This is a genomic window from Streptomyces sp. NPDC058663 (assembly GCF_042716745.1).
In the GTDB taxonomy this organism is placed as follows: Bacteria; Actinomycetota; Actinomycetes; order Streptomycetales; family Streptomycetaceae; genus Streptomyces.
Genome location: NZ_JBHXRV010000007.1, coordinates 27,585 through 47,835 on the forward strand (window position 1 = coordinate 27,585; position 20,251 = coordinate 47,835).

Sequence of the window (20,251 nt, forward strand, 5' to 3'; positions counted from 1 at the left end):
GCTACCGGTCCAGCAGGGCCATCGCCGCGTTGTGGCCCGGCACGCCGCTGACGCCGCCGCCCCGGACCGCCCCCGCCCCGCACAGCAGGACATGGGGGTGGGCGGTCGCCACGCCCCATCGCTCGGCCGCGGTGGGCACGGCTCCCGCACCGCCCGTACTTTCCCGGGAGGCCGCGGTCTCCTCGGCGTACGGGAAGGACAGGTCGCCGTGGAAGATGTGCCCGCCGGGCATGCGCAGGTCGCGCTCCAGGTCCAGCGGGGTCCTGGCCTCGATGCAGGGGCGGCCCCCGGCATCCAGGGCGAGGCACTCGGCGATCGGTTCGGCCAGGTGCGCGTCGAGCTGTCCCAGGGTGCTGCGCAGCAGCTCCGCCCGGACCGCGTCGTGGTCGGCGGCGAAGAGCCGGGCGGGGGTGTGCAGTCCGAACAGGGTGAGGGTCTGGTAGCCCTGCGCCACCAGCTCCTGGCCGAGGATCGTGGGGTCGGTCAGCGAGTGGCAGTAGAGCTCCGAGGGCGGAGCAGCGGGCAGCCGGCCGGCCGCCGCCTGCCGGTACGCGTCGGCCAGCGCGTCGTACCCCTGCGCCACGTGGAAGGTGCCGGCGAAGGCCTGGCGCGGGTCGACGGTGCGGTCCCGCAGCCGCGGCAGCCGGTGCAGGAGCATGTTGACCTTGAACTGGGCACCCTCGGGGGCGGGTCCCGGCGCCGGCTCGCCGAGGAGCCCGGCCAGATGGTGGGGTGCGGCGTTGACGAGGACGTCGCGGGCGGCGACGTCGGCCTGGCCGCTCTCCGTACGGAACGAGACCTCGACGCGTGGTCCGCCGGTGCCGATGCGGGTGGCCTCGCACCCGGTGAGGATCTCGGCGCCCGCCGCCCGGGCGGCCGCCGCGAGGGCGTCGGTGAGTGCGCCCATGCCGCCGACGGGGACGTCCCAGTCGCCGGTGCCGCCGCCGATCACGTGGTAGAGGAAGCACCGGTTCTGCACCAGCGACGGGTCGTGGGCGTCGGCGAAGGTGCCGATCAGCGCATCCGTCAGGGCCACGCCGCGTACCAGATCGTGGTCGAAGGTCTCCTCGATCGCGGCACCGATCGGCTCCTCGAAGAGCATCCGCCAGGCGACCGCGTCGTCGATGCGGCGGCGCAGGCCCTCTCGGGTGGGCAGGGGTTCGGTGAGGGTCGGGAAGACCCGCTCGGCGACCTGGCGCAGCCGTCCGTAGAAGTCCTCCCAGGCCCGGAACTCCTTCTCTCCCCCGGTGAGTTCCGCGAAGGAGTGCCGGGTCCCGGAACCGCCGACCAGCAGCCCACCGTCTCCCTTGGGGGTGTACGAGGAAATTGTCCGCTTCCGTACGGCGAAGGACAGACCGAGGTCCCGCACAATAGTGCGAGGGAGTAGTGACACGAGATACGAGTACCGCGACAGCCTGGCGTCGGTACCGGCGAAGGGGCGCGTGGAGACCGCCGCTCCCCCGGTGCCGGCGAGCCGCTCCAGCAGCAGCACCGAGCGGCCGGCCCGGGCGAGATAGGCGGCGGCCACCAGTCCGTTGTGGCCGCCGCCGACGATGACGGCGTCGTACGAGGAACGCTTCGGCACTGCCGGGGCAACAGTTTCGGGCATGGCGGGACCCTACGCGTCGCGCCGCGGGTCCGACAGGGGGAAGACGGAAGCATGGCGACCGAGTGGAGAAGCGCGGACCGGGCGCGCGGGGACGGGGGGCGGCAGGAAGAAGGGGGTCGCTTTGTGCCGTCTCGTCCGTATAGGGAGAATCGGGAGGTGACCTATCCGGAGCCCGCCATCCGCCCGGCCCCCGTCGACGGGCCGCCCGACCCGCCGCGCGCCGACGACGACCGGCCCGAGCGGTCCCCCTCCGGCGCGCCGCACCTGAACCCGCCGCACCCGAGTCCTTCGCACCTGGACCCGCCGCACCCGGGTTCTTCGCACCTGGACCCGCCGTACGCGAGTCCTTCGCACCTGGACCCCCCGCACCCGGGTCCTTCGCGCCTGGACCCGCCGTACCCGGGCCGTGCGGCGCTGAACCCGCCGCATCAGGGCCCGCCGCAGCTCGGTACGCCGTACCCGGGCCCTGCGCACGCCGGCCCGTTCGAGACCGGCCCCGACGGCACCGGTTCCTCGCATCCCGGCGCACCTCACGGCGGGCGCTCCGGCGGTGCCGGGCTCTGGCGGCGGCGCGCGAAGGCGTACACCACTCCGGCGGCGGCGGTGGCCGTGCTCGTGGTGGTCGCCCTGGTCGGCATGGGCATCGTGTCCCGGGACACGGGCGAGCTGCACATACCCGGGGCCGGGACCACGACGCTGCTGCGTTCGGTGTTCCTGGCCGTGCTCTTCCTGCACCTCGGCGAGATCTTCGGGCACCGGCTGGCGCGGACGGTGCCGGGTGCCCCTGCGGTACGGCCGGCCGAGTGGGGGATCGCGCTGTCGCTGGCCGGGGCGGCGGCCTCGTTCGGGCAGATCGTCCAGCTGGCCGACCTGGGCGGCATGACCCTCACCGAGACGTACGCGACGGACCCCGGGGGGATGCTCCTCCTCCAAGCCAACGCCTTCCTCTCGGCGGCCGCGTGCGCGTGGCTGAAGCGGCCGTCCTGGGCGGTGCTGCCGCTCGCGGTGGTCATCCTCTCCGAGGCGGTACGGGCGCACCCCGAGCTGGACACCCCGGAGATCGGCATCGCGCTGACGACCGTTCACCTGACGGCGTCGGCACTGTGGACGGGCGGACTGGTGTACGCGCTGCGGGCCATGCACGTGTGGCGGGGGCGCCAGGGGGACGGGGGCGACGGTCCCGCCGGGCCGCCGGGCGAGGGCGCTGCGGGCCGGACGCTGCTCGCGAGGTATGCGCGGATGGCCGCGTTCCTGTACGTGGCGCTGGCCGTCACGGGGACGTTCAGCACACTGCGCAGGCTGCCCCTGGACGACGTCCTCGTGACGGCGTACGGGCGGACCCTGCTGGTGAAGCTGGCACTGTTCGCGGTGGTGAGCGTGCTGGCGCTGGTGGCCAGGGCGCGGCTGCACCGGGCGCGGCGCCGGCACTCGGCCCGCGGCCGGAGGGACCCGGAGGGGGCTGTCCGGGCGGCAAGGGCGGAGGTCGTGATGCTGGTGGGAGTGGTGGCGGTCTCCGCCCTGCTGACGGTCGTGCCGACGCCGACCTGGTAGACGGGGCACGGGCGCGCCCGCCGGGACGGCTGTGCCCCACCCCCTTGCTGCGCGCCCCCTGCCCCTCGGGCGGGGCACGCACCACGACCACCCGCGCGGGGCCGTAAGGCGGGCTTCAGCTCCGCCCCCTCCGCAGGGCCGCCACCCGGCGGTAGATCTCCGCCGCTTCCGCGCCCCGCCCCAGCTGCTCCAGACACTGCGCCTCGTCGTTGCGGCTGGCCAGGGCGTCCGGGTGGCCCACGCCGAGCACCCGCTCCCGCTCACGGGCCACCTGCCGGTAGACGGCCAGCGCGTCCGCCCACCTGCCCAGCCATCCGAGCCCCACAGCGACCTCGCGGCGCGAGACCAGGGTGTCCGGATGGCCGGGACCCAGCACCCGCTCCCGGATCGCGCACACGTCCCGCGCCTCCGCCAGCGCTTCCTCCCAGCGGGCCAGCCGGCCGAGGTTGACGCCGAGCCCGTGCCGGGCACGCAGCGTCTCGGCGTCGGCGGGCCCGCCCGTCCGCGTGCGGTCGTCGACCAGGTCCCGGTACAGCTCCAGCGCCTCCGCGCTGCGTCCCAGCCGGCCGAGGCAGATGCCGACCTCGTAGCGGGCGGACAGGGTGTCCGGGTGGTCGGCGCCCAGTGCCGCGGCCCGGGCCCCGGCCACGTCGCGGTACGTCTGGAGGGCTTCGGTCCACCGCCCGAGCTGCCCGAGTGCGTACGCCACCTCGTACTGGGTGACCAGCGTGTCCGGGTGGCCCGCGCCGAGCACCCTGGCCCGGGCGGCCGCGACGTCCCGCGCCATCCGGTAGGAGTCCTCCAGCCGGCCCAGCCTGCTCAGGTTGAAGGCGAGGTTGTGGCGGCAGCGCAGGGTGTCCACGTGCTCGGCGCCCATCGTCCGCTCGCGGGCGGCCAGCACCGCCGAGTACACCTGGTGTGCCTCGAAGTGCCGCCCGAGCTGGCCCAGTACGTAAGCGGTCTCCTGCTGGGCTGCGAGGGTCTCGGGGTGTTCGGCGCCCATGGTGCGCGCCCGTCCCTCGGCGACCCGGGTGAACTCGCGCAGCGCGTCGGCGGCGCGGCCGGTGCGGCTGAGGGTGAAGCCGACCTCGTAGTGGCTGGCGAGGGTGTCGGGGTGGTCGGGGCCGAGCGCGTGCTCGCGTTCGGCGGCGACCGCGCGGTGCACCTCGCCGGCCTCCTCCCAGCGGCCGAGGCGGCCCAGGCTGAGGCCCGCGTTGTGCCGGCCGTCCAGGACGTCGAGGACCTCGGGTGCGGGTGTCGGCCGCTCCGTGGCCGCGGGTACGGGGGCACCTGCAATGCGCAGTCCGGACCCGCTGGTCCACTCGCCGGTCAGCCCCGCGACCGGTTCGCCGTGCGCCGGGACCAGGGTCCCGGTGCCGCCCGCCTTGTGGCCGGTGGTCATGCCGCGTGTCCAGGACGGCAGCCGGGGCGATCGGCCGGCCGGCTGCTCGGTGCGCCCGTGGGGCCGGCGCGGCCCCGGGGCGGCGGCGAGCACCGTCGCGGGGTGCCCCGGTACGGCCGGGAACAGCCGGCCGCTCGCCGGGGTGAGCCGTCCGTCGGTGAGCCTGCGGCCGAGGTCCTTGGCGTCGGTGGGCCTTTCGTCGGGGGTCTTGGCGAGCAGGTCCAGCACTATCCGGTCGAAGAACTCCGGGAGTTCGGCCCGGTGGGTGCGCGGCGGCCGGGGCATGGTGTCCCGGTGTCCGACGAGCACCGCCCAGGCGTCGTCGAGGTCGAAGGGCGGCACGCCGGTGGCGATTTCGTACAGGACGCAGCCCAGCGAGTAGAGGTCGCTGCGGTGGTCGACATTGACGCCGCTGATCTGCTCGGGCGACATGTAGTGCGGGGTGCCCATGGCGATGCCGGTGCCGGTGAGGCGAGAGGTGAAGCCGATGTCGTGGCCGAGGCGTGCGATGCCGAAGTCGCAGATCTTCACGGTGCCGTCGGTGAGCCGCATGATGTTGGCGGGCTTCAGGTCGCGGTGGACGATGCCCTGTTCGTGGGTGTAGGCGAGTGCCCAGGCAACTTGCTCGGCGATGTCGACGACGTCGTGGACGGGCAGCGGGTGCTGCTTGTTGTCCTCCAGGAGCTGGCTGAGGTTGCGTCCCTCCAGGAGTTCCATCACCAGGTAGAGCACGCCTTCATACTCGCCGAAGTCGTGCACCACGGTGACGCCCCGGTGCTGGAGCGCCGCGGCCACCCGCGCCTCGCGGCGGAAGCGTTCGCGCAGCACCCCCGAGATCGACTGGTCGTGCTGGGCCCCCATCGGCTTGAGGCACTTGACGGCGACCCGTCTGCCGAGCGACTCGTCACGGGCCTGCCACACCTCGCCCATGCCCCCGCGCCCGATCAGATCGAGCAGCCGGTACCGGCCTTGGATCAGCCTGGTGTCCGCCATCTCGTACTGTCGCCCCCGTCATTCAGCTGCGCCCTCCCCGGCCCGTCCAGTATGGCCGCCCCCCGGTCGCGTGTGTACGGGGCCGCGCAGCAGCAGGGCGGCCAGTGCCAGAGCGCTGGCGCGCGCGGAGGCGATGTCGAGGCCGGTGAGCCCGGTGATTCTGCCCAGCCGGTTGTCCACGGTGTTGGGGTGCAGGCCGAGGTGGCGTGCGGTGGCACGCCGGTCGTGCCGGTGTTCGAGGTGGACGCGCAGGGTCTCGATGAGCTCGGGCCGGTCGCCGACCGGGTCGAGCAGGGCGGCGATGCGGTCGCTGCTCGCGTCGCGGCGGGAGAGGTGGTACTCCAGCAGGACGTCGTCCATGCGGTGCGATCCGGCGGGGAGCCCGCAGGCACGGGCGACGCGGACGATCTCGCCGGCGGTGCGGGCGGCGACCGGTACGTCCCCGGCGGTGGCGGCGACGACCCCGGCCAGCCGGACCTCGTCCCCGCAGACCTGCCGCAGCCGGGTGCACAGTTCCTCGCAGGTACGGACTCCGTCGGGGTCAACACTGGATCAATCGCAGGCAGTTCGGCGTCCCGTGCCTGGAATGGCCGACGGAGTACCGCTACCCGGACACGACGTACCGTGACCACCTCTCGCTCCAGCGCGGGGAGTTGACCTTCGAGCTGGTGCACGCCCGGGATGAGACCGACGACCACACCTACGTGTGGATACCTGGACTGCGGACCCTCTGTACGGGCGACCTCTTCATCTGGAACTCGCCCAACGCGGGCAACCCGCAGAAGGTGGAGCGCTATCCGGTCGAGTGGGCGCGGGCGCTGCGCGACATGCAGGAACTGGGAGCGGAGGTGCTGCTCCCAGGGCACGGTGTGCCGATCCTGGGCGGCGACCGGATCCGTCAAGCCCTCGGCGACACGGCGGAGCTGCTGGAGTCCCTGTGCGGCCAGACGCGCGACCTGATGAACGCGGGCGCGCGCCTCGACGAGGTACTGCACGGGGTGAAGGTTCCGCCGGGCCTCCTGGAGAAGCCGTACCTTCACCCGGCGTACGACGAGCCGGAGTTCGCCGTACGCAACCTGTGGCGGCTGTGGGGCGGCTGGTACGACCAGAACCCGGCGCACCTCAAGCCCGCCCCCGAAGCCGCGCCGGCCGCCGAACTCGCCGAGGCCGCCGGCGGCGCGCGGGCGCCGGCGGACCGGGCGCAGAAGCTGCTCGGCCGCGGGGAGCTGCGCCTGGCGTCGCATCTGGCCGAGACCGCCGCGCTGGCCGCACCGACCGACCGTGACGTGGCCCGGATCCGGGCCGAGGTCTTCGGCCGCCGGGCCGGGAGCGAGACCTCGACGATGGCGCGCGGCGTCTTCCACTGGGCGGCCGCGGAGTCCGCAGCCGTGGCGGCGGGCACGGACGTCGCCACCGAGCTGACGCGCAGTGAGGGGGCGGCGGCGGGCGGCGGGATCCATCGGCGTGGGTGTCGTCGACGACGACAGCTGCGGGTGCGGCGCCCCGGGGACGAGGGCGCGGAGCAAGGGGCGCGCCCGTGGGAGCGGTGAGGGCGGCGCCCGGGCGCCCGGTGCGCTCGCACGCACCGGCATCCGGCTCCGGCGGGCGCGGTACGTCAACGCCGTACGCGCGGCATGCCGAGGCCGATCCACGAGATGATCTCGCGCTGGATCTCGTTGTTGCCGCCGCCGAAGGTGAAGATGACGGCTGAGCGGTAGCCGCGTTCCAGTTCGCCGTGCAGGACGGCACCCGCCGAGCCCTCCTTGAGGGGGCCTGCCGCGCCGACGATCTCCATCAGCCAGCCGTAGGCGTCCCGGCGTGCCTCCGAGCCGTAGACCTTGACGGCGGAGGCGTCCTGGGGGGTGAGGGTGCCGTTCTGCACGGCGTTCACCATCTGCCAGTTGAGAAGCTTCAGCGCGTGCAGTTTGACGTGGGTCCGGGCGAGGCGGCCGCGCACCCAGCCGAGGTCGGCGACCCGGCGGCCGTCGGCCAGCTCGGTGTCCATGGCCCAGCGCTGTACGTCGTGCAGGGCGCGCACCGCCATGGTGCCGTGGGCGGCGAGGGTGACGCGTTCGTGGTTGAGCTGGTTGGTGATGAGCCGCCAGCCCTTGTTCTCCTCGCCGACCCGGCGGGAGACGGGCACCCGGACGTTCTCGTAGTAGCTGGCGGTGGTGTCGTGCGAGGCGAGGGTGTTGATCAGGGTGCAGGAGTAGCCGGGGTCGCTGGTGGGGACCAGGAGCATGGTGATGCCCTTGTGGGGCGGGGCGTCCGGGTCGGTGCGCACCGCGAGCCAGACCCAGTCGGCGGTGTCGCCGTTGGTGGTCCAGATCTTCTGGCCGTTCACGACGTACTCGTCCCCCTCGCGCACCGCGCGGGTCCTGAGGGCGGCGAGGTCGGTGCCCGCGTCGGGTTCGCTGTAGCCGATGGCGAAGTCGAGCTCGCCGGAGAGGATCTTCGGCAGGAAGTACGCCTTCTGCTCGTCGGTGCCGTACTGCATGATCGTCGGCCCGACGGTGTTGAGCGCCATCAGCGGCAGCGGCACGTTCGCCTGCGCGGCCTCGTCGAAGAAGACGAACTGCTCCATGGGGGTGAGCCCTTGGCCGCCGTACTCCTTCGGCCAGCCCATGCCGAGCCGGCCGTCCGCGCCGAGGCGGCGGATCGTCTCGCGGTAGAAGCGCTTCTGGGCGGCCGGTTCGGCGTACCGGGCGGAGGCGTCGTGGGGGACGAGGCCGGCGAAGTAGGCGCGCAGCTCGGTGCGCAACTGCTGCTGCTCGGGCGTGTATGCGAGGTGCACGGGACCTCCAGGCATCGTGCGGCGGGTCGCTGTGGGCTGGTCGCCATGGGGTGGTTGCTGCGGGCGGGTCGCGGTGGCGGTGGCGGCGCACAGAGTAGAACGTGTTGCAGGAATGGGGAAGGGGTGCGTGGGCCGGCCGGCCCGATAGGGGGCCGAGGGCGCCGCATCAAGGGGCTGCCCCGGCCGGACAACGTCCGGGAGCGCTACGTGGGCAGCTGCCCCCGGGGGTCCCGCACGTCCTGGCGCAGCAGCGTGTCCATCATGTGCGCCGCGTTCACCGAGGCGTCCGCGCAGCAGTTGTTGAACAGGACGTGCACCCGCGCCGACCGTTCGGCGAGCGCCCGGATGCGCGGGACCCAGGGCCGCAGTTCGTCCTCCGTGTAGCGGTGCCGGTAGCTGTCCTCCTTGCTGCCCGTCCCCCACTGCGGGCTGCGCCCGTGGAACCGTACGACCGCCAACTCGGACGAGGTCGTCTCGGCGACCGGCGGCATCGATCCCGGCAGGCCCTGCGCCGTGTCGACGGCGACCAGCGGAATGCCGCGCTCCCGCAGCAGGGCGAGCGTGCCGGGGAGGCGCTCGGGGGTGAACCAGCCGGGATGGCGGAACTCCACACTGATCGGCACTTCGGCGCGTTCGGCGCACTCCGCGACGTACTCCGTGGCGCGCGCCTCGGGCCGGAACCACGGCGAGAACTGGAACAGCACGCTGCCCAGGCGCCCGGTGTCGCGGAGCGGAGCGATGCCCTCGTGGAAGAGCTCCCACACCTCGGTGACCATGGCGGGCGTCAGGTCGCGTTTGCGCAGCCGGTTGCGGCCCTCCGCCGCCGGGCGCAGTTGCGGCGGGAGCGCGGCGGTGCGGGCGCTGTGCCCGGTGAGCAGCGCGAACGCCTTGATGTCGAAGACGAATCCGTCCGGGGTGCGCTGGGCCCACAGCTTGGCGACGCGCTCGGACGGCAGTGCGTAGAAGGTGCTGTCGGCCTCGACGACGGGGAACCGGCGGGCGTAGTGCCGCAGCCGGCCTTCGGCGTCCTTGGCGCCCGGCGGGTACCACCCGCTGGCGACCAGGGCGGGGTCCGTCCAGGAGCAGGTGCCCACCCGGATGCCGGATCCCGGTCCGGCGGGGAGGGCGGAGGCGGTGGCTTCGCAGTGGTCGCTGATGGCGCTTCCTTACGGTGGCGGGCCTTCGCGACGCGGGTACCTCGCAGCACTGGGGACGAAACGCTCCTCTGGAGGAGTGACGTGGGAGTGGACACGCGTTCGGCACACCGCGGTGCCTCGCCCGACGCGGTCGACCCGGCGCCTCACCCGTGCGGCACACCGCAGTGCCTCACCCGACGCGGTCGACCCCGTTCCTCGCCCGACGCAGCCGCCCCGGCGCCTCACCCCTGGCGGCCGGTCCAGTGCCTCGCCCGGTGCGGCCCCGGCCCCTCACCCGGACGGTGCCGCCTCGATGATGCGCAGGGCCGCCGCCAGGTCGCGCGGCCGGTGCACGCCCTCGCTCGGGGAGGTGCGGGCCCAGCCGGGTCCCGCGGCCAGCACCACCGGCCGGGTGCGGGCTCCGCGGACGCCGCGCGCCGTGGAGCGCACCCCGGCCACGACGGAGCGGTCCGCGGTGGGGCGGGTCTGGGACCAGAGCACGACGGCGCGCGGGCCGGTGCGGCGGACCGCTTCGGAGAGGGCGCGCAGGGGCACGGCCGCACCGAACATCCGGGTGGGCAGGCCCCGTTCGGCAAGGGCGGCGGCCAGGGCCTCCAGCGCGAGGGTGTGCAGTTCGCCCGGGAGGCAGGCCAGCAGCACGGGCTGGTCGTCGTCCGCCTCCCTGGGGCGGGTGCCGCACCGCAGGGCGGTGGAGACGTGCCAGGAGAGCAGGTGTTCGGCCTCGACGTACCGCTCGCCCGCCGCGTCCCCCGAGGCGGCCCAGGTACGGCCGATGGCGCGCAGCGCCGGTGCCATCGCCTCGTGCCAGCCGTCGACGAGGCCGTGCGTGCGGACCGTGCCGCCGAGCAGCCGGTCGAGGGTCGGCGAGTCGAGCCGGACGGCGGCATTGCGCAGGCCCCGTACCGTGCGGGCCGGGACGCCGGACTCCGGGGGACGCGGGCCGGGCACGGGGAGCGACGGCGCCCAAGCCCCGTACCCCGGTACCTGATCCGCTCCCTGGGTCGCCCCCGCCCGGTCGGCGGGGACCCTGGCCAGCCGGGCGGCCTCCGCCGGGGGGACACCGCGCGCGGTCAGGGCGCACATCCGCTCCAGCAGTGCCACGTCGGCGGCGGTCCAGCGGCGGTGCCTGCCGTCGCCGCGGACGGCGGGGCCGATACCGTAGCGGCGGTCCCAGGAGCGCAGGGTGGTCGGTGCGACGCCCAGACGGCGGGCGACGGCGCCGGTGCTCAGCCCGGCGGAGGCGGTGTGCCGGGGCTCCCCCGGCCGGTCGCGCGGCAGGCCCTGCGGGTGACCCTCGGTGCTGTCCTGGCGGAGGCCGCTCGCGCTTTCCCGCCGCCGCTCGCCGGCAGTGGCCGTGCTCCGGAAGCTCTCCGGGTTCCCGTTCATGGGCCGACGATACGACGCACGACCGACGCGGGTTGCCGGGTTCGCGCAACTCGTCACAGAGTGGTCGGCGCAGGATGAGCGGCAGGGGCGCGGGCCCGGGCCTCCTCCCCCGTAGGCGTGCGGAGGCCGTAGGGCGACGGAACGGACAGCGGTCGATCGTTTCGGCCCGCGCCCCGTCGTACGGGCGTCACGGACAGCTGAAAGGCAGTCCGTGACGCCCGGACACAGCCAGTCGCCCGGTCCACCACAGGTGGCTCCCCCGGGCCGGGCGGCTTCCCGCGCGGACGTCCTGCGGACCTCCCGCGGGCGACCGGCCCCCGCGCAGTGGCGGCCCGGACCCCGCTGCCGCTGCCCGGGGGGGCGTCGGCGGTGCGGGGCAGGAGCAATGGCTCTGCGCAGATCCCGTACCCCCGCACCGGTTACCCGGCTGAGCGGCGCGCCCTCACCCGTACGACCTTGTGCGCTCGCCGCCGCGCTCCGGCGCGCCCAGCATGACGGTGGCCGCATCCGCAGATTCCGGAGGACCCCCATGACCACCGTCCGTGACCTGATGACCCCCGACGTCCGCTGCATCCCGGCGTCCGAAACCCTCGACCGGGCCGCCCAGCTCATGCGCGAGCACCACATCGGCGCCCTGCCGGTGGAGAGCAGCGACCGGGAACTGACCGGCATCATCACCGACCGCGACATCGTCGTGAAGTGCATCGCCGCGGGTCACGACCCGGCGAAGAAGACCGCGGGCGAGCTGGCCGAGGGCGAGCCGCTGTCGGTCGAGGTGTCCGCCGACGCCGACGAGGCGGTGCGCGTGATGAGCGACGCCCGCATCCGCCGTCTGCTGGTCCTGGACAACGGTGCCCCGGTCGGCATGGTGACCGAGGCGGACCTGGCCCGGGCACTGCCCGCCGACCAGCTGGTGGCCTTCGTCAGCGCCGTGTACGCGGGCCGCTGAACATACCCGCACCCCCCGCACGCAGGTGCCCCGCCCGGTCGTCGATCCGGGCGGGGCAGCTGTGTGCGGTACGGGGAGAGATCACCTGGCGAGGCACCTGTGCGTGCGGTACGGGTAGAGGTCACCTGGCGGCCGCACGGCGGGAGGTCACGGCAGCTGGGACTCGATGGCGCCGCGCCCCTCCTTCTCCAGCCGCTTGCGCGCCCACTCCAGGGTTTCCGGCGTCACGTCGCGGCCCGAGGCCAGCACGAGGTCCTCGGGGGTCACGTCGTCGCTGCCGCCACTGTGCAGTTCGCTGTCCGGGGTCACTTCGGACGGGTCCGGTCGCTGGTCGCTCATGCCGCCTCCTCGGTTCGTCCGGTGGTTTCCGGCTCGTCCCGCAATTCTTGTGCCCGCCCGTGCGGACCGCACCTCCGGCGCGGCGCCCGGCTCCGGGATGCGTGTGCGGCCCGCATGCGGCAGCGTGTGGTCATGAGTGACAACTACGGCGACACCGGCGATCTGCCCGAGGACGACGGCGTCCTGGACGCCGAGGACACCCTGATCACGGACGACCTGAGCTACGACCCCCTGGATTCCGGCATCGACCCGCCGGACCACTGGTCACCCGCCGAATCCTTCGGTACGACGGCGGAGGAGGCCCGGCGCGGCGAGTCCCTGGACCAGCTGCTCGCCGAGGAGGAACCGGAGGCCGACGAGCCCGCCGGGGACGAGACCGGCGAGGAATACGCGGACGATCTCGACCTGGACCCGACGGACGACTTGTAGCGGCCTTTCCCGGCCGTGACCGGGATACGGGACACCCGGCCCCTCGGTGGATCCGGCACATTCGGAACTTCGGCACGGAGGAGAGACGGCTTCGCGGCCGGCGTGGAAGGTCACTCACCGCGCCGGCCCGGTCGATCCACTGTGGCCCGCCGCTGCGAGGAAGTGCTGGAGCGCGCGCCGCGGCGCCGCTGCGACGGAGTACTGGAGCGCGGCCGCGGCGCCGCTACGACGGAGTACTGGAGAGCGCGGTGCCGGGTGCGCGCCGGGCACGGTCCTCCACGTCACGCCCCCGTGTCAGTGCGTGTTCTCCGTCGGCCGGAGGTCGCGCGGGATCCACGCCCAGGCGACCGCCGCCGCGCCCAGCGTCAGCACCGCGCCGGCCAGGAAGGCCGGGGTGATCGCCGTCGTGTAGGCGGTCGAGACGGTGTCCATCAGGGCCCGGCCGACGTCGCCCCCCACCCCCTGTGCCAGGTGTGCCGCCTCACCCACGGAGCTGCGTACGGACGCGGCGGCCGCTGCGTCCAAGTCGAGCGCCGGCAGGTTCGACCGGTACAGCGCGGTCGCCAGACTGCCCAGGATGGCGACGCCGAGTGCCGCGCCCAGTTCGTAGCAGGTCTCCTCCACGGCCGCGGCACCGCCGACGTCATGGGCGGGGGTCGCCGCCATCAGCGTCACCGAAGCGACCGTCGTCGCGATGCCGACGCCCATGCCGAGGACGGCCAGGGCGAGGGCGACCGCCGGGTAGCCGATGCCCGCGAACTGCTGGACGGTCCACGGCAGGGCCAGACCGGCCGTCATGACCACCAGGCCGAACCCGAGGAGGTGCCGGATCTCGAAGCGCTGCATCAGCGAAGGCGTCAGCATGGAGGTGAGTACGAGACCCAGTGACGCGGGCAGCAGCCGGATGCCCGCATCCAGCGGGCTGTACCCCTGTCCGTACTGGAACCACTGCGTGACCAGGAACAGCACGGCGCCCATGCCGACCATGCCGAGGAAGATCGACACTGCCGCGATGGAGAAGGACCGGTTGGCGAACAGGCGGACCTGGAGCAGCGGACTCTCCAGCCGGAGCTGGCGGCGTACGAACACCGTCAGCGCCACCGCGGCCAGTACGAGCAGCGCCCACGGCAGCGGGTCGGCGAATCCGCTCTTGCCGAGCTGCTTGATGCCGCCCGCGAGGGCGAGCATGCCGACGATCGACTGCCCCACGCCCCACCAGTCCCAGCGGCCGCTGCGGGGCGAGTGCGACTCCGGCAGGAACCACGCACCGAGCGCGATCACCACGGCGGCCACCGGCAGGTTCAGCAGGAAGGCCGAGTGCCAGCCGAAGTCCTCCACCAGGAGCCCGCCGATCACCGGGCCGAGCGCCATGCCGCCACCGAACACCGCTGCCCACACCGCGAAGGCGAAGGCCCGCTCGCGTGCGTCGGTGAACACGTGCCGCAGGATTGACAGGGTGGAGGGCATGATCGCCGCGCCGCCGACGCCGAGGAGCGCGCGGGCGGCGATCACGTGCCACGCCTCGGTGGCGAGCACCGCGAGCAGTGAGGCCAGGGCGAACACCGCGAATCCGGTCAGCAGCATCCGCTTGCGGCCGAGCCGGTCGCCCAGGGCGCCCGCCGTGACGAGCAGGCCGGACAGGGCGAGCGCGTAGACGTCGATGATCCACAGCTGTTCGACGGAGCCCGGATTCAGGTCGGAGACCAGCGAAGGGAACGCGACGTTCAGGATCGTGGTGTCCATCGCGATCAGCAGCAGGCTGCCCGACAGGATCGCCAGCACGATCCAACGACGGGGATCCAGGGCCTGGACGCCCGACCCGGCGTCGGGCCGGGTGGCGGCGGGGGAGGACATGGGACATCCATTCCGAGACTAGTGAGACTCAACTGAGACATCAGTGTCTCACAAGAAGAGTCTATGTCCCACCCCTGTGGTGCGTCAGGTACAGCGGGGTCAGGAAAAAGGAGTGGTGTCCGGGGGTCGGAAGCCCCACTCTGTCCGGATGCTGATCAGAGAAGCCACCGCCGACGACTGGGCTGCCATCTGGCCCTTCTTCCACCGGATCACCGCGGCGGGCGACACCTTCACGTTCCCCCTGGACCTGGATGAGGAGACCGGCCGGGGCTGGTGGATGTACTGCGCACCGCAGCGCACGGTCGTCGCTGTCGCCGCCGACGGCACCGTCCTCGGCACGGCCAAGATGAACAACAACCAGAACGGCAACGGCGCCCACGTCGCCAGCGCCAGCTACATGGTCGACCCCGCGCACGGCGGCCGGGGGGTGGGCCGCGCCCTCGTCGAGTACACCCTCGACTGGGCGCGCGCCGAGGGCTTCCGCGCGATGCAGTTCAACGCCGTCGCGGCCTCCAACACGCACGCGGTACGCCTCTACGAGCGGCTCGGGTTCGCCGTCATCGGCACCGTCCCCGACGGCTTCCGCCACCCGGAGCAGGGGTACGTGGGACTGCACGTCATGCACCGCGCGCTCTGACCGCGCGCGGCAGGCCCCCCGGGCCCCCGGCCGGGACGTCCCTGCGACGCCCCGGCCGGGCCGGAGGGGCTCAGCCCAGGTCGCGGCCCTTGCCGCGGCCGAGGTGCAGGCCCCGGTCGCGGTCGCGGTGCAGGCCCCGGTCGCGGGCCGGGGCCGCCGCCTGCCGCTCCCCCGCGGGGGCGGCCGGGTCCGGCGACTCGCGGCGGGCGGGGGGCTGCGCATCCGGCTCCGCGGAGCGGGCCACCTCGGCGCGGATCATCGCGTTCAGGGCGAGGAAGGGGTCGATCGGCATGGCTTTGACGTCCTTTGCGGTACGGAGAGACCCCGCGCGCACCGGTGCGGGCAGGGGACGGGCGCGGCGCTCCGGCGGGGAACCGGGGCGGGGCCTCTCAGCAGCGCAGGACCGCACTGCGCGCCGCGTGCGGGGCGGGGCCCCGGGCCGGTGCGGTGCGGGCGGGGACCGCGGGCCGGGTGCGGTCCGGCCGGCCGGTGGGCGGGGTCTTCGCGTGGGGCGGGCAGGCCGACGAGCGGCGGGCCGGTCCTGGCGGGAGCCGCAGCTCCGTCTCCGTGGAGGCGTCGGGAACGCCCTCGGCCTCGCCGGGCGGGCCGGGCATCCCCGAGGACAGGGCGCCGGTCCTGACCTCCGTGCCCGGCCCGCCTTCCGCGCCCGCCGACAGCACCAGCACCGCGGCGAGGCTCAGCAGTGCGGCGAGGAGGCGCGGGAGCACCGTGCGGTGCGGGTGGGGCGCGGCGGGCATGGGGCACAGGTGCCCGGAACCGGGGCGCACGGCTGCCGTCCGCCCCGGGATTCCCCCCACCGTGGTAACCCATTCGGCAGCACGGACACCCGTCGGCCGGGGAGAAGCCCAGGGGGCGACCGGCGGCACGACCGGCCCTGTGCGGCCCCGTCGGCCCTACGGCGCTCCGCCCCACATCCCACACCCCACACCCACACCCGGGCCCCCGCCCCGACGGCAGCCGCCCGGCTCCCCCTGCCTACCCTGACGGTTCAGCAACGCGGCAGGCCGTCCGGCTGCCCGGGTCCGACTGCCCGTCGCCGTCCCGCGCGCCGTCCGCCCGTATCCCGCCACCCCCCACCCGCCGCCGGCACGAAGGACTGACCATGCACCCCCAGCACTCCGACGACCCGGTACTGGTACGGACCGAGGGCCGTGCCGGACACCTCGTCCTCAACCGCCCCCGCGCGCTCAACTCCCTCACCCACCCCATGGTCCGCACCCTCGACGCCACCCTCGCCGCCTGGGAGTGCGACCCGTCCGTCGCCACCGTGGTGATCTCCGGTGCGGGCGGGCGCGGGCTGTGCGCGGGCGGTGACATCCGGGCCATCCACGACGACGCCCGGGACGGCGACGGGCGGGCGACGGAGGCGTTCTGGCGGGACGAGTACCGGCTGAACGCGCGGATCGCCGGTTACCCGAAGCCGTACGTCGCCCTCATGGACGGCATCGTGATGGGTGGCGGCGTCGGGGTGAGCGCGCACGGCGGCGTCCGGGTCGTCACCGAGCGGTCCCGGATCGCCATGCCCGAGACGGGCATCGGCTTCGTACCGGATGTGGGCGGTACGCATCTGCTCGCCCGCGCCCCGGGTGAGCTGGGCACTTATCTCGCGCTGACCGGTGCGGCGGTGGGAGCCGCCGACGCCCTGCTGTGCGGGCTCGCCGACCACTTCGTGCCGTCCCAGGGTCTGCCGGCGCTCCTCGCGGACCTGGCCGGCCTGCCGGCCGGGGAGGCCGTACGACGGTACGACGCCGAGCCGGGGCCCGGCGACCTCGCCGCCGCGCGCGAATGGATCGACGCCTGCTTCTCGGCGGAGACGGCCGAGGAGATCGTGGACCGGCTCAACGGCACCGGGGCGCAGGCGGCGAAGGAAGCCGCCGAGACGCTCCTCACCAGGTCGCCGACCGCCGTGAAAGTGACCCTGGAGGCAGTGCGCAGGGCGCGTGCGCTCGGCTCGCTGGAGGAGGTGCTGGTGCAGGAGTACCGGGTGTCCTGCGCGGCGCTGCGCGGCCCCGACCTGGTGGAGGGCGTACGCGCGCAGATCGTCGACAAGGACCGCAATCCGCGCTGGTCACCGGCGACGCTCGCCGAGGTGCCCGCGGGGGCCGTCGGCCGGTGGTTCGTCGCTCCCGACGAAGGGGACCTCACCTTCCAGGGCGGCGGCACGGGTGCCGTCGGCGGTGTGGACGGTGGCACAGCCACCGGTGTCCGCGGCGAGGAGCGGCACCTGCCGTAGCAGGCCGAGGAAGGCCCGCGCGGCGGGCCCGGCAGGCCCCGCCGCCGGCCAGACGAGGCCGATCCGGCCGCGTGCCCGGGGCTCGGTGATCTCCAGGGCGCGCAGTCCGTGCGCCCCGAGCGTGGCGGCCGGGATCCCGGGGAGCACCGCCACCCCGAGACCGCGCGCGGCCAGTTGCACGAGCACCGGCGGCGCCGCGGCCTCGAACGCGACCCGGGGGCGGAATCCTGCCTCCGCGCAGACGCGTTCGAGCACGCCGCGCAGGCCGGTGCCGCGCGGCAGGCTGATCAGCGGCAGCTCGCGGAGCTCGGCCAGGGCGACGGTGGACCGGGTCGGTGCATCGCCGGATCCGGCTCGTGCCCCGGACCCGCGCTGCCCCGCCCCGGCGCCCCCGGCCAGGGCATGTCCGGCCGGAACCACCGCGACCAGGGGCTCGTCGACCACCACCTGGACGGCGACTCCCGGCGGGGCGTCCTGCGCCAGACCGACCAGGGCAACGTCCAGTTCGCCCCGGCGCAGGGCGGCGAGCATCCGGTCCGAGCTGTCCTCGGTGAGGGAGATCTCGACGCCGGGGTGGGCGTCGTGGAAATCGGCCAGGACGGACGCCACGTCGAATGCGTCCGGCGGGGCGCCCGAGACCATGCCGAACCTGACCCTGCCGCGCAGCAGCCCGGTGAACTCGTCCGCGGTGTGCCGGACCGCATCGGCGGCGGCCAGCGCGGCCCTGGCGTAGGGCAGTACGGCCTCGCCCGCCTCGGTGGTGGTCACCGTGCGGCCGCTGCGGTCCAACAGGCGCTGGCCCAGCTCCCGTTCGAGCTGCCGCACCTGGGCACTCACCCCGGGCTGGGCCAGATGGAGCCGGGCCGCGGCCCGGGTGAAGTTGGCTTCTTCGACGACCGTGACGAAGTACTGGAGCTGCCGGAGTTCCATAACTGATCATGCTAGTGGCGAGAAGAACCCGCTCTTGGACTTGTGGTCGGGCCGCCCACACCCTTGTGCCCATGGGGAAGACGAGGAATGCGACGGGTACGGGGGCGGACGCGGCGGGCGTCAACAGGGCAGCGGTCAGGGCCGCCGTGGCGGCGGAGCGGTGCGAGCTGGCGGACCTGCTGGACGCGCTGCCCGCCGAGCGGTGGGACGAGCCGACGCTGTGCGCGGGGTGGCGGGTGCGCGAGGTGGCGGCCCACCTGTCCTTCGGTTTCCGGTACCCGCTGCCCAAGGTGCTGAAGGAGCTGGTGAAGGCGCGCGGCAGCCTGGACCGGATGACCGACCGGGTCGCCCGCCGGGAGGCTTCCGTGCTGTCCACGCGGGAGCTGACCGCCGCCCTGCGGGACAACGCGCACCATCCGTGGACGCCGCCCGTCGGCGGGTACCCGGCGGCGCTCGGCCACGACGTGGTGCACGGCCTGGACATCTCGATCCCGCTGGGCCTGGACCGCCGGATACCGCAGGAGCGGCTGCGCATCGTGCTGGGCACGGCCAGCCCCTTCGGCACCCGGTTCTTCGGGGCGAAGCTGGACGGCGTGCGGCTGGAGGCGGACGACCTGGACTGGTCGTACGGCACGGGGAGCGTGCTGAGCGGTGCGGCGCAGGACCTCGTGGTGCTGCTGTTCGGGCGGCAGGTGCCGCCGGGGCGGCTGCGCGGCGCGGCGGCCGCCCGGTTCACCAGCCCCTGAACGGACCGCCCCGCGCGGGCTTTCCCGGTCTTTCGTGCCCCGGGTGCCCCGGCGGCGTTTCCCGGCCGCTTGCGGGTAACCGTCGTCACGAGGCGCCGTAGGGCGGCGCGCACTGCGGCAGCGAAGGCGGGACAGAGTCATGGCGGTGGAGAAGCGGAGCGTACTGGTACTGGACTGCGCGGAGGCCGAGGAACTGGCGGACTTCTACGCCCAGCTCTTCAACGCGGAGACACGCCGGGGCGAGGACATGGATTTCGTCGAGATCGTCGGCCACGAAGGGGTGCACCTCGCGATCCGCCGCGACCACGGCTATGCCCCGCCGAGCTGGCCGCGCCCGGACGACTCCCAGCAGGCACATCTGCGGATCCTGGTCGCCCAGGACGACATGGACGAGGCGGAACGCGAGGTGATCGGTCTGGGCGCCCGCCCGCTGGAGACCCAGAACAACTCCGTCGGCACCCGGGACATCCGCCGCTACTCCGACCCGGCGGGGCACCCCTTCTCCCTGGTGGGGACCCCGATCGGCAGCGACGGGGACCGCTCCCCGGGCGAACTGCGGCTCGCCTGAGTGCCGTTCGGCCCACTCGCCGCTCCGTACCCGCGGGACGTGCTCAGTAGAAGAAGCCGACCACTCCCGCCCCTTCCTTCTCCTGCGCCCGCTCCAGCCACTCCACGACCGACTCGACGGCGGCCAGCACGTCCGGGTCCAGCGTGTCCCGCTGCTCCGGCGTGCTCGCCCGCCACTGGGTGAGCGCGGTACGGCACTCCTCGGCACTCCACTCGCCGTAACCGGGTACGAAGTCGGGCCGGGGCAGCGGTCCGGGCAACGAGCCACAACTGAACTCGGAGACCTCCACGGCCGTGATGCCCAGCTCCGCCAGCCCCTTGTCGACCTCCTCCAGCCAGCCGCTGCGGAACGGCGAGAAGTGGTTGTTGCAGAGGTGGCGTCCGAAGAACCGGCAGACCATCTCGTACGCGTAGCCGTACTGCCAGGCGAACTCCTCGGCGAACGGGCCGCCCGCGACGACCGCGCACAGCGCGTCGTACCGCTGGGGCGCGCCCCGCTCGATCTCGTCGGCGAAGTAGTCGTCGTCGCGCGGGAATTCGGCCTTGTAGGCGCCGCCCATCATCCGGCGCAGCTTGTCGTCGCCGGAGCCGATGACGGACCGGACCCTGGACGGGTCCACCAGGTAGAGGCTCAGTGAATAGCTCATGCCCCGA

The 20,251-nt window shown here is 74.1% G+C and carries 19 protein-coding genes and 1 pseudogene; 8 read left to right on the forward strand and 12 right to left on the reverse strand.

The features are described 5' to 3' along the window. Nucleotide 1 precedes the first annotated feature (1 nt). Nucleotides 2-1,609 carry a phytoene desaturase family protein gene (locus ACFWVV_RS06880; protein WP_384349022.1) on the reverse strand — a complete coding sequence of 536 codons (1,608 nt, stop codon included), beginning with the start codon at nucleotides 1,607-1,609 and terminating at the stop codon, nucleotides 2-4. 156 nt (nucleotides 1,610-1,765) lie between these two features. Between ACFWVV_RS06880 and ACFWVV_RS06885 the strand changes: the two genes are divergently transcribed. After that, on the forward strand, nucleotides 1,766-3,160 hold the full coding sequence (locus ACFWVV_RS06885) for a CopD family protein (RefSeq protein WP_384349020.1): 1,395 nt from the start codon (nucleotides 1,766-1,768) through the stop codon (nucleotides 3,158-3,160). A 115-nt stretch (nucleotides 3,161-3,275) separates the two neighbouring features. Here ACFWVV_RS06885 and ACFWVV_RS06890 read toward each other — a convergent pair whose 3' ends face one another. Next, nucleotides 3,276-5,555 carry a tetratricopeptide repeat protein gene (locus ACFWVV_RS06890; RefSeq protein ID WP_384349017.1) on the reverse strand — a complete coding sequence of 760 codons (2,280 nt, stop codon included), beginning with the start codon at nucleotides 5,553-5,555 and terminating at the stop codon, nucleotides 3,276-3,278. Between the two features lie 18 nt (nucleotides 5,556-5,573). Beyond that, complete coding sequence (locus tag ACFWVV_RS06895) at nucleotides 5,574-5,915, reverse strand: helix-turn-helix domain-containing protein (protein ID WP_384349015.1); 342 nt, start codon at nucleotides 5,913-5,915, stop codon at nucleotides 5,574-5,576. 308 nt (nucleotides 5,916-6,223) lie between these two features. Between ACFWVV_RS06895 and ACFWVV_RS06900 the strand changes: the two genes are divergently transcribed. Next, a complete protein-coding gene (locus ACFWVV_RS06900; protein ID WP_384422630.1) occupies nucleotides 6,224-7,105 on the forward strand; it encodes an alkyl sulfatase dimerization domain-containing protein in 882 nt (293 codons plus the stop codon). 65 nt (nucleotides 7,106-7,170) lie between these two features. Here the strand turns inward: ACFWVV_RS06900 and ACFWVV_RS06905 are convergent, their stop codons facing one another. The 3 genes from ACFWVV_RS06905 to ACFWVV_RS06915 form a co-directional block, all read right to left on the reverse strand. Beyond that, the gene (locus ACFWVV_RS06905; protein WP_384349010.1) at nucleotides 7,171-8,349 is read right to left on the reverse strand and encodes an acyl-CoA dehydrogenase family protein; all 1,179 of its coding nucleotides are present in this window, start codon (nucleotides 8,347-8,349) and stop codon (nucleotides 7,171-7,173) included. A gap of 203 nt (nucleotides 8,350-8,552) precedes the next feature. Next, nucleotides 8,553-9,449 carry a DUF72 domain-containing protein gene (locus tag ACFWVV_RS06910; RefSeq protein WP_384349098.1) on the reverse strand — a complete coding sequence of 299 codons (897 nt, stop codon included), beginning with the start codon at nucleotides 9,447-9,449 and terminating at the stop codon, nucleotides 8,553-8,555. 327 nt (nucleotides 9,450-9,776) lie between these two features. Continuing rightward, nucleotides 9,777-10,892 (reverse strand): MerR family transcriptional regulator, encoded by a 1,116-nt coding sequence (locus ACFWVV_RS06915; protein WP_384349007.1) that lies wholly within the window; start codon nucleotides 10,890-10,892, stop codon nucleotides 9,777-9,779. A gap of 529 nt (nucleotides 10,893-11,421) precedes the next feature. Here ACFWVV_RS06915 and ACFWVV_RS06920 point away from each other — a divergent pair. Next, a complete protein-coding gene (locus ACFWVV_RS06920; protein ID WP_384349004.1) occupies nucleotides 11,422-11,841 on the forward strand; it encodes a CBS domain-containing protein in 420 nt (139 codons plus the stop codon). Nucleotides 11,842-11,988: 147 nt separating this feature from the next. Here the strand turns inward: ACFWVV_RS06920 and ACFWVV_RS06925 are convergent, their stop codons facing one another. Next, nucleotides 11,989-12,180 carry a hypothetical protein gene (locus ACFWVV_RS06925; RefSeq protein WP_384349001.1) on the reverse strand — a complete coding sequence of 64 codons (192 nt, stop codon included), beginning with the start codon at nucleotides 12,178-12,180 and terminating at the stop codon, nucleotides 11,989-11,991. 132 nt (nucleotides 12,181-12,312) lie between these two features. On the opposite strand from ACFWVV_RS06925, the gene ACFWVV_RS06930 reads away from it, so the two are divergent. Continuing rightward, complete coding sequence (locus ACFWVV_RS06930; RefSeq protein WP_384348999.1) at nucleotides 12,313-12,609, forward strand: hypothetical protein; 297 nt, start codon at nucleotides 12,313-12,315, stop codon at nucleotides 12,607-12,609. Between the two features lie 294 nt (nucleotides 12,610-12,903). Here the strand turns inward: ACFWVV_RS06930 and ACFWVV_RS06935 are convergent, their stop codons facing one another. Further along, nucleotides 12,904-14,463, reverse strand: coding sequence for an MFS transporter (locus tag ACFWVV_RS06935; RefSeq protein WP_384348996.1), 1,560 nt, complete (start codon nucleotides 14,461-14,463; stop codon nucleotides 12,904-12,906). Between the two features lie 148 nt (nucleotides 14,464-14,611). Between ACFWVV_RS06935 and ACFWVV_RS06940 the strand changes: the two genes are divergently transcribed. After that, a complete protein-coding gene (locus ACFWVV_RS06940; RefSeq protein ID WP_384348993.1) occupies nucleotides 14,612-15,100 on the forward strand; it encodes a GNAT family N-acetyltransferase in 489 nt (162 codons plus the stop codon). Between the two features lie 70 nt (nucleotides 15,101-15,170). Here the strand turns inward: ACFWVV_RS06940 and ACFWVV_RS06945 are convergent, their stop codons facing one another. Both ACFWVV_RS06945 and ACFWVV_RS06950 read right to left on the reverse strand, forming a co-directional pair. Continuing rightward, nucleotides 15,171-15,392 (reverse strand): hypothetical protein, encoded by a 222-nt coding sequence (locus ACFWVV_RS06945; RefSeq protein WP_384348991.1) that lies wholly within the window; start codon nucleotides 15,390-15,392, stop codon nucleotides 15,171-15,173. A gap of 97 nt (nucleotides 15,393-15,489) precedes the next feature. Next, on the reverse strand, nucleotides 15,490-15,858 hold the full coding sequence (locus ACFWVV_RS06950; RefSeq protein ID WP_384348989.1) for a hypothetical protein: 369 nt from the start codon (nucleotides 15,856-15,858) through the stop codon (nucleotides 15,490-15,492). Nucleotides 15,859-16,223: 365 nt separating this feature from the next. On the opposite strand from ACFWVV_RS06950, the gene ACFWVV_RS06955 reads away from it, so the two are divergent. Then, nucleotides 16,224-17,354, forward strand: coding sequence for an enoyl-CoA hydratase/isomerase family protein (locus ACFWVV_RS06955; protein ID WP_384348986.1), 1,131 nt, complete (start codon nucleotides 16,224-16,226; stop codon nucleotides 17,352-17,354). Here the strand turns inward: ACFWVV_RS06955 and ACFWVV_RS06960 are convergent. Next, a pseudogene (locus ACFWVV_RS06960) lies at nucleotides 17,343-18,284 on the reverse strand (LysR family transcriptional regulator); the annotation flags it as partial. The gene ACFWVV_RS06955 and the pseudogene ACFWVV_RS06960 overlap by 12 nt on opposite strands. Nucleotides 18,285-18,355: 71 nt before the next feature. Here ACFWVV_RS06960 and ACFWVV_RS06965 point away from each other — a divergent pair. Together ACFWVV_RS06965 and ACFWVV_RS06970 are read left to right on the forward strand one after the other, a co-directional pair. Then, entirely contained in the window at nucleotides 18,356-19,030 is a 675-nt protein-coding gene (locus tag ACFWVV_RS06965) for a maleylpyruvate isomerase family mycothiol-dependent enzyme (RefSeq protein WP_384348983.1), read from the forward strand. 139 nt (nucleotides 19,031-19,169) lie between these two features. Continuing rightward, nucleotides 19,170-19,598, forward strand: coding sequence for a VOC family protein (locus tag ACFWVV_RS06970; protein ID WP_384348981.1), 429 nt, complete (start codon nucleotides 19,170-19,172; stop codon nucleotides 19,596-19,598). 43 nt (nucleotides 19,599-19,641) lie between these two features. Here the strand turns inward: ACFWVV_RS06970 and ACFWVV_RS06975 are convergent, their stop codons facing one another. Further along, entirely contained in the window at nucleotides 19,642-20,244 is a 603-nt protein-coding gene (locus tag ACFWVV_RS06975) for a hypothetical protein (RefSeq protein ID WP_384348979.1), read from the reverse strand. Nucleotides 20,245-20,251 lie beyond the last annotated feature (7 nt).

Bases quoted from the DNA above. Each gene is read 5' to 3' on its own strand.
- ACFWVV_RS06880 (WP_384349022.1), bottom strand. From the start codon at position 1,609: ATGCCCGAAACTGTTGCCCCGGCAGTGCCGAAGCGTTCCTCGTACGAC.
- ACFWVV_RS06890 (WP_384349017.1), bottom strand. From the start codon at position 5,555: ATGGCGGACACCAGGCTGATCCAAGGCCGGTACCGGCTGCTCGATCTG.
- ACFWVV_RS06895 (WP_384349015.1), bottom strand. From the start codon at position 5,915: ATGGACGACGTCCTGCTGGAGTACCACCTCTCCCGCCGCGACGCGAGC.
- ACFWVV_RS06915 (WP_384349007.1), bottom strand. From the start codon at position 10,892: ATGAACGGGAACCCGGAGAGCTTCCGGAGCACGGCCACTGCCGGCGAG.
- ACFWVV_RS06920 (WP_384349004.1), top strand. From the start codon at position 11,422: ATGACCACCGTCCGTGACCTGATGACCCCCGACGTCCGCTGCATCCCG.
- ACFWVV_RS06925 (WP_384349001.1), bottom strand. From the start codon at position 12,180: ATGAGCGACCAGCGACCGGACCCGTCCGAAGTGACCCCGGACAGCGAA.
- ACFWVV_RS06930 (WP_384348999.1), top strand. From the start codon at position 12,313: ATGAGTGACAACTACGGCGACACCGGCGATCTGCCCGAGGACGACGGC.
- ACFWVV_RS06935 (WP_384348996.1), bottom strand. From the start codon at position 14,463: ATGTCCTCCCCCGCCGCCACCCGGCCCGACGCCGGGTCGGGCGTCCAG.
- ACFWVV_RS06940 (WP_384348993.1), top strand. From the start codon at position 14,612: ATGCTGATCAGAGAAGCCACCGCCGACGACTGGGCTGCCATCTGGCCC.
- ACFWVV_RS06945 (WP_384348991.1), bottom strand. From the start codon at position 15,392: ATGCCGATCGACCCCTTCCTCGCCCTGAACGCGATGATCCGCGCCGAG.
- ACFWVV_RS06950 (WP_384348989.1), bottom strand. From the start codon at position 15,858: ATGCCCGCCGCGCCCCACCCGCACCGCACGGTGCTCCCGCGCCTCCTC.
- ACFWVV_RS06955 (WP_384348986.1), top strand. From the start codon at position 16,224: ATGCACCCCCAGCACTCCGACGACCCGGTACTGGTACGGACCGAGGGC.
- ACFWVV_RS06965 (WP_384348983.1), top strand. From the start codon at position 18,356: ATGGGGAAGACGAGGAATGCGACGGGTACGGGGGCGGACGCGGCGGGC.
- ACFWVV_RS06970 (WP_384348981.1), top strand. From the start codon at position 19,170: ATGGCGGTGGAGAAGCGGAGCGTACTGGTACTGGACTGCGCGGAGGCC.
- ACFWVV_RS06975 (WP_384348979.1), bottom strand. From the start codon at position 20,244: ATGAGCTATTCACTGAGCCTCTACCTGGTGGACCCGTCCAGGGTCCGG.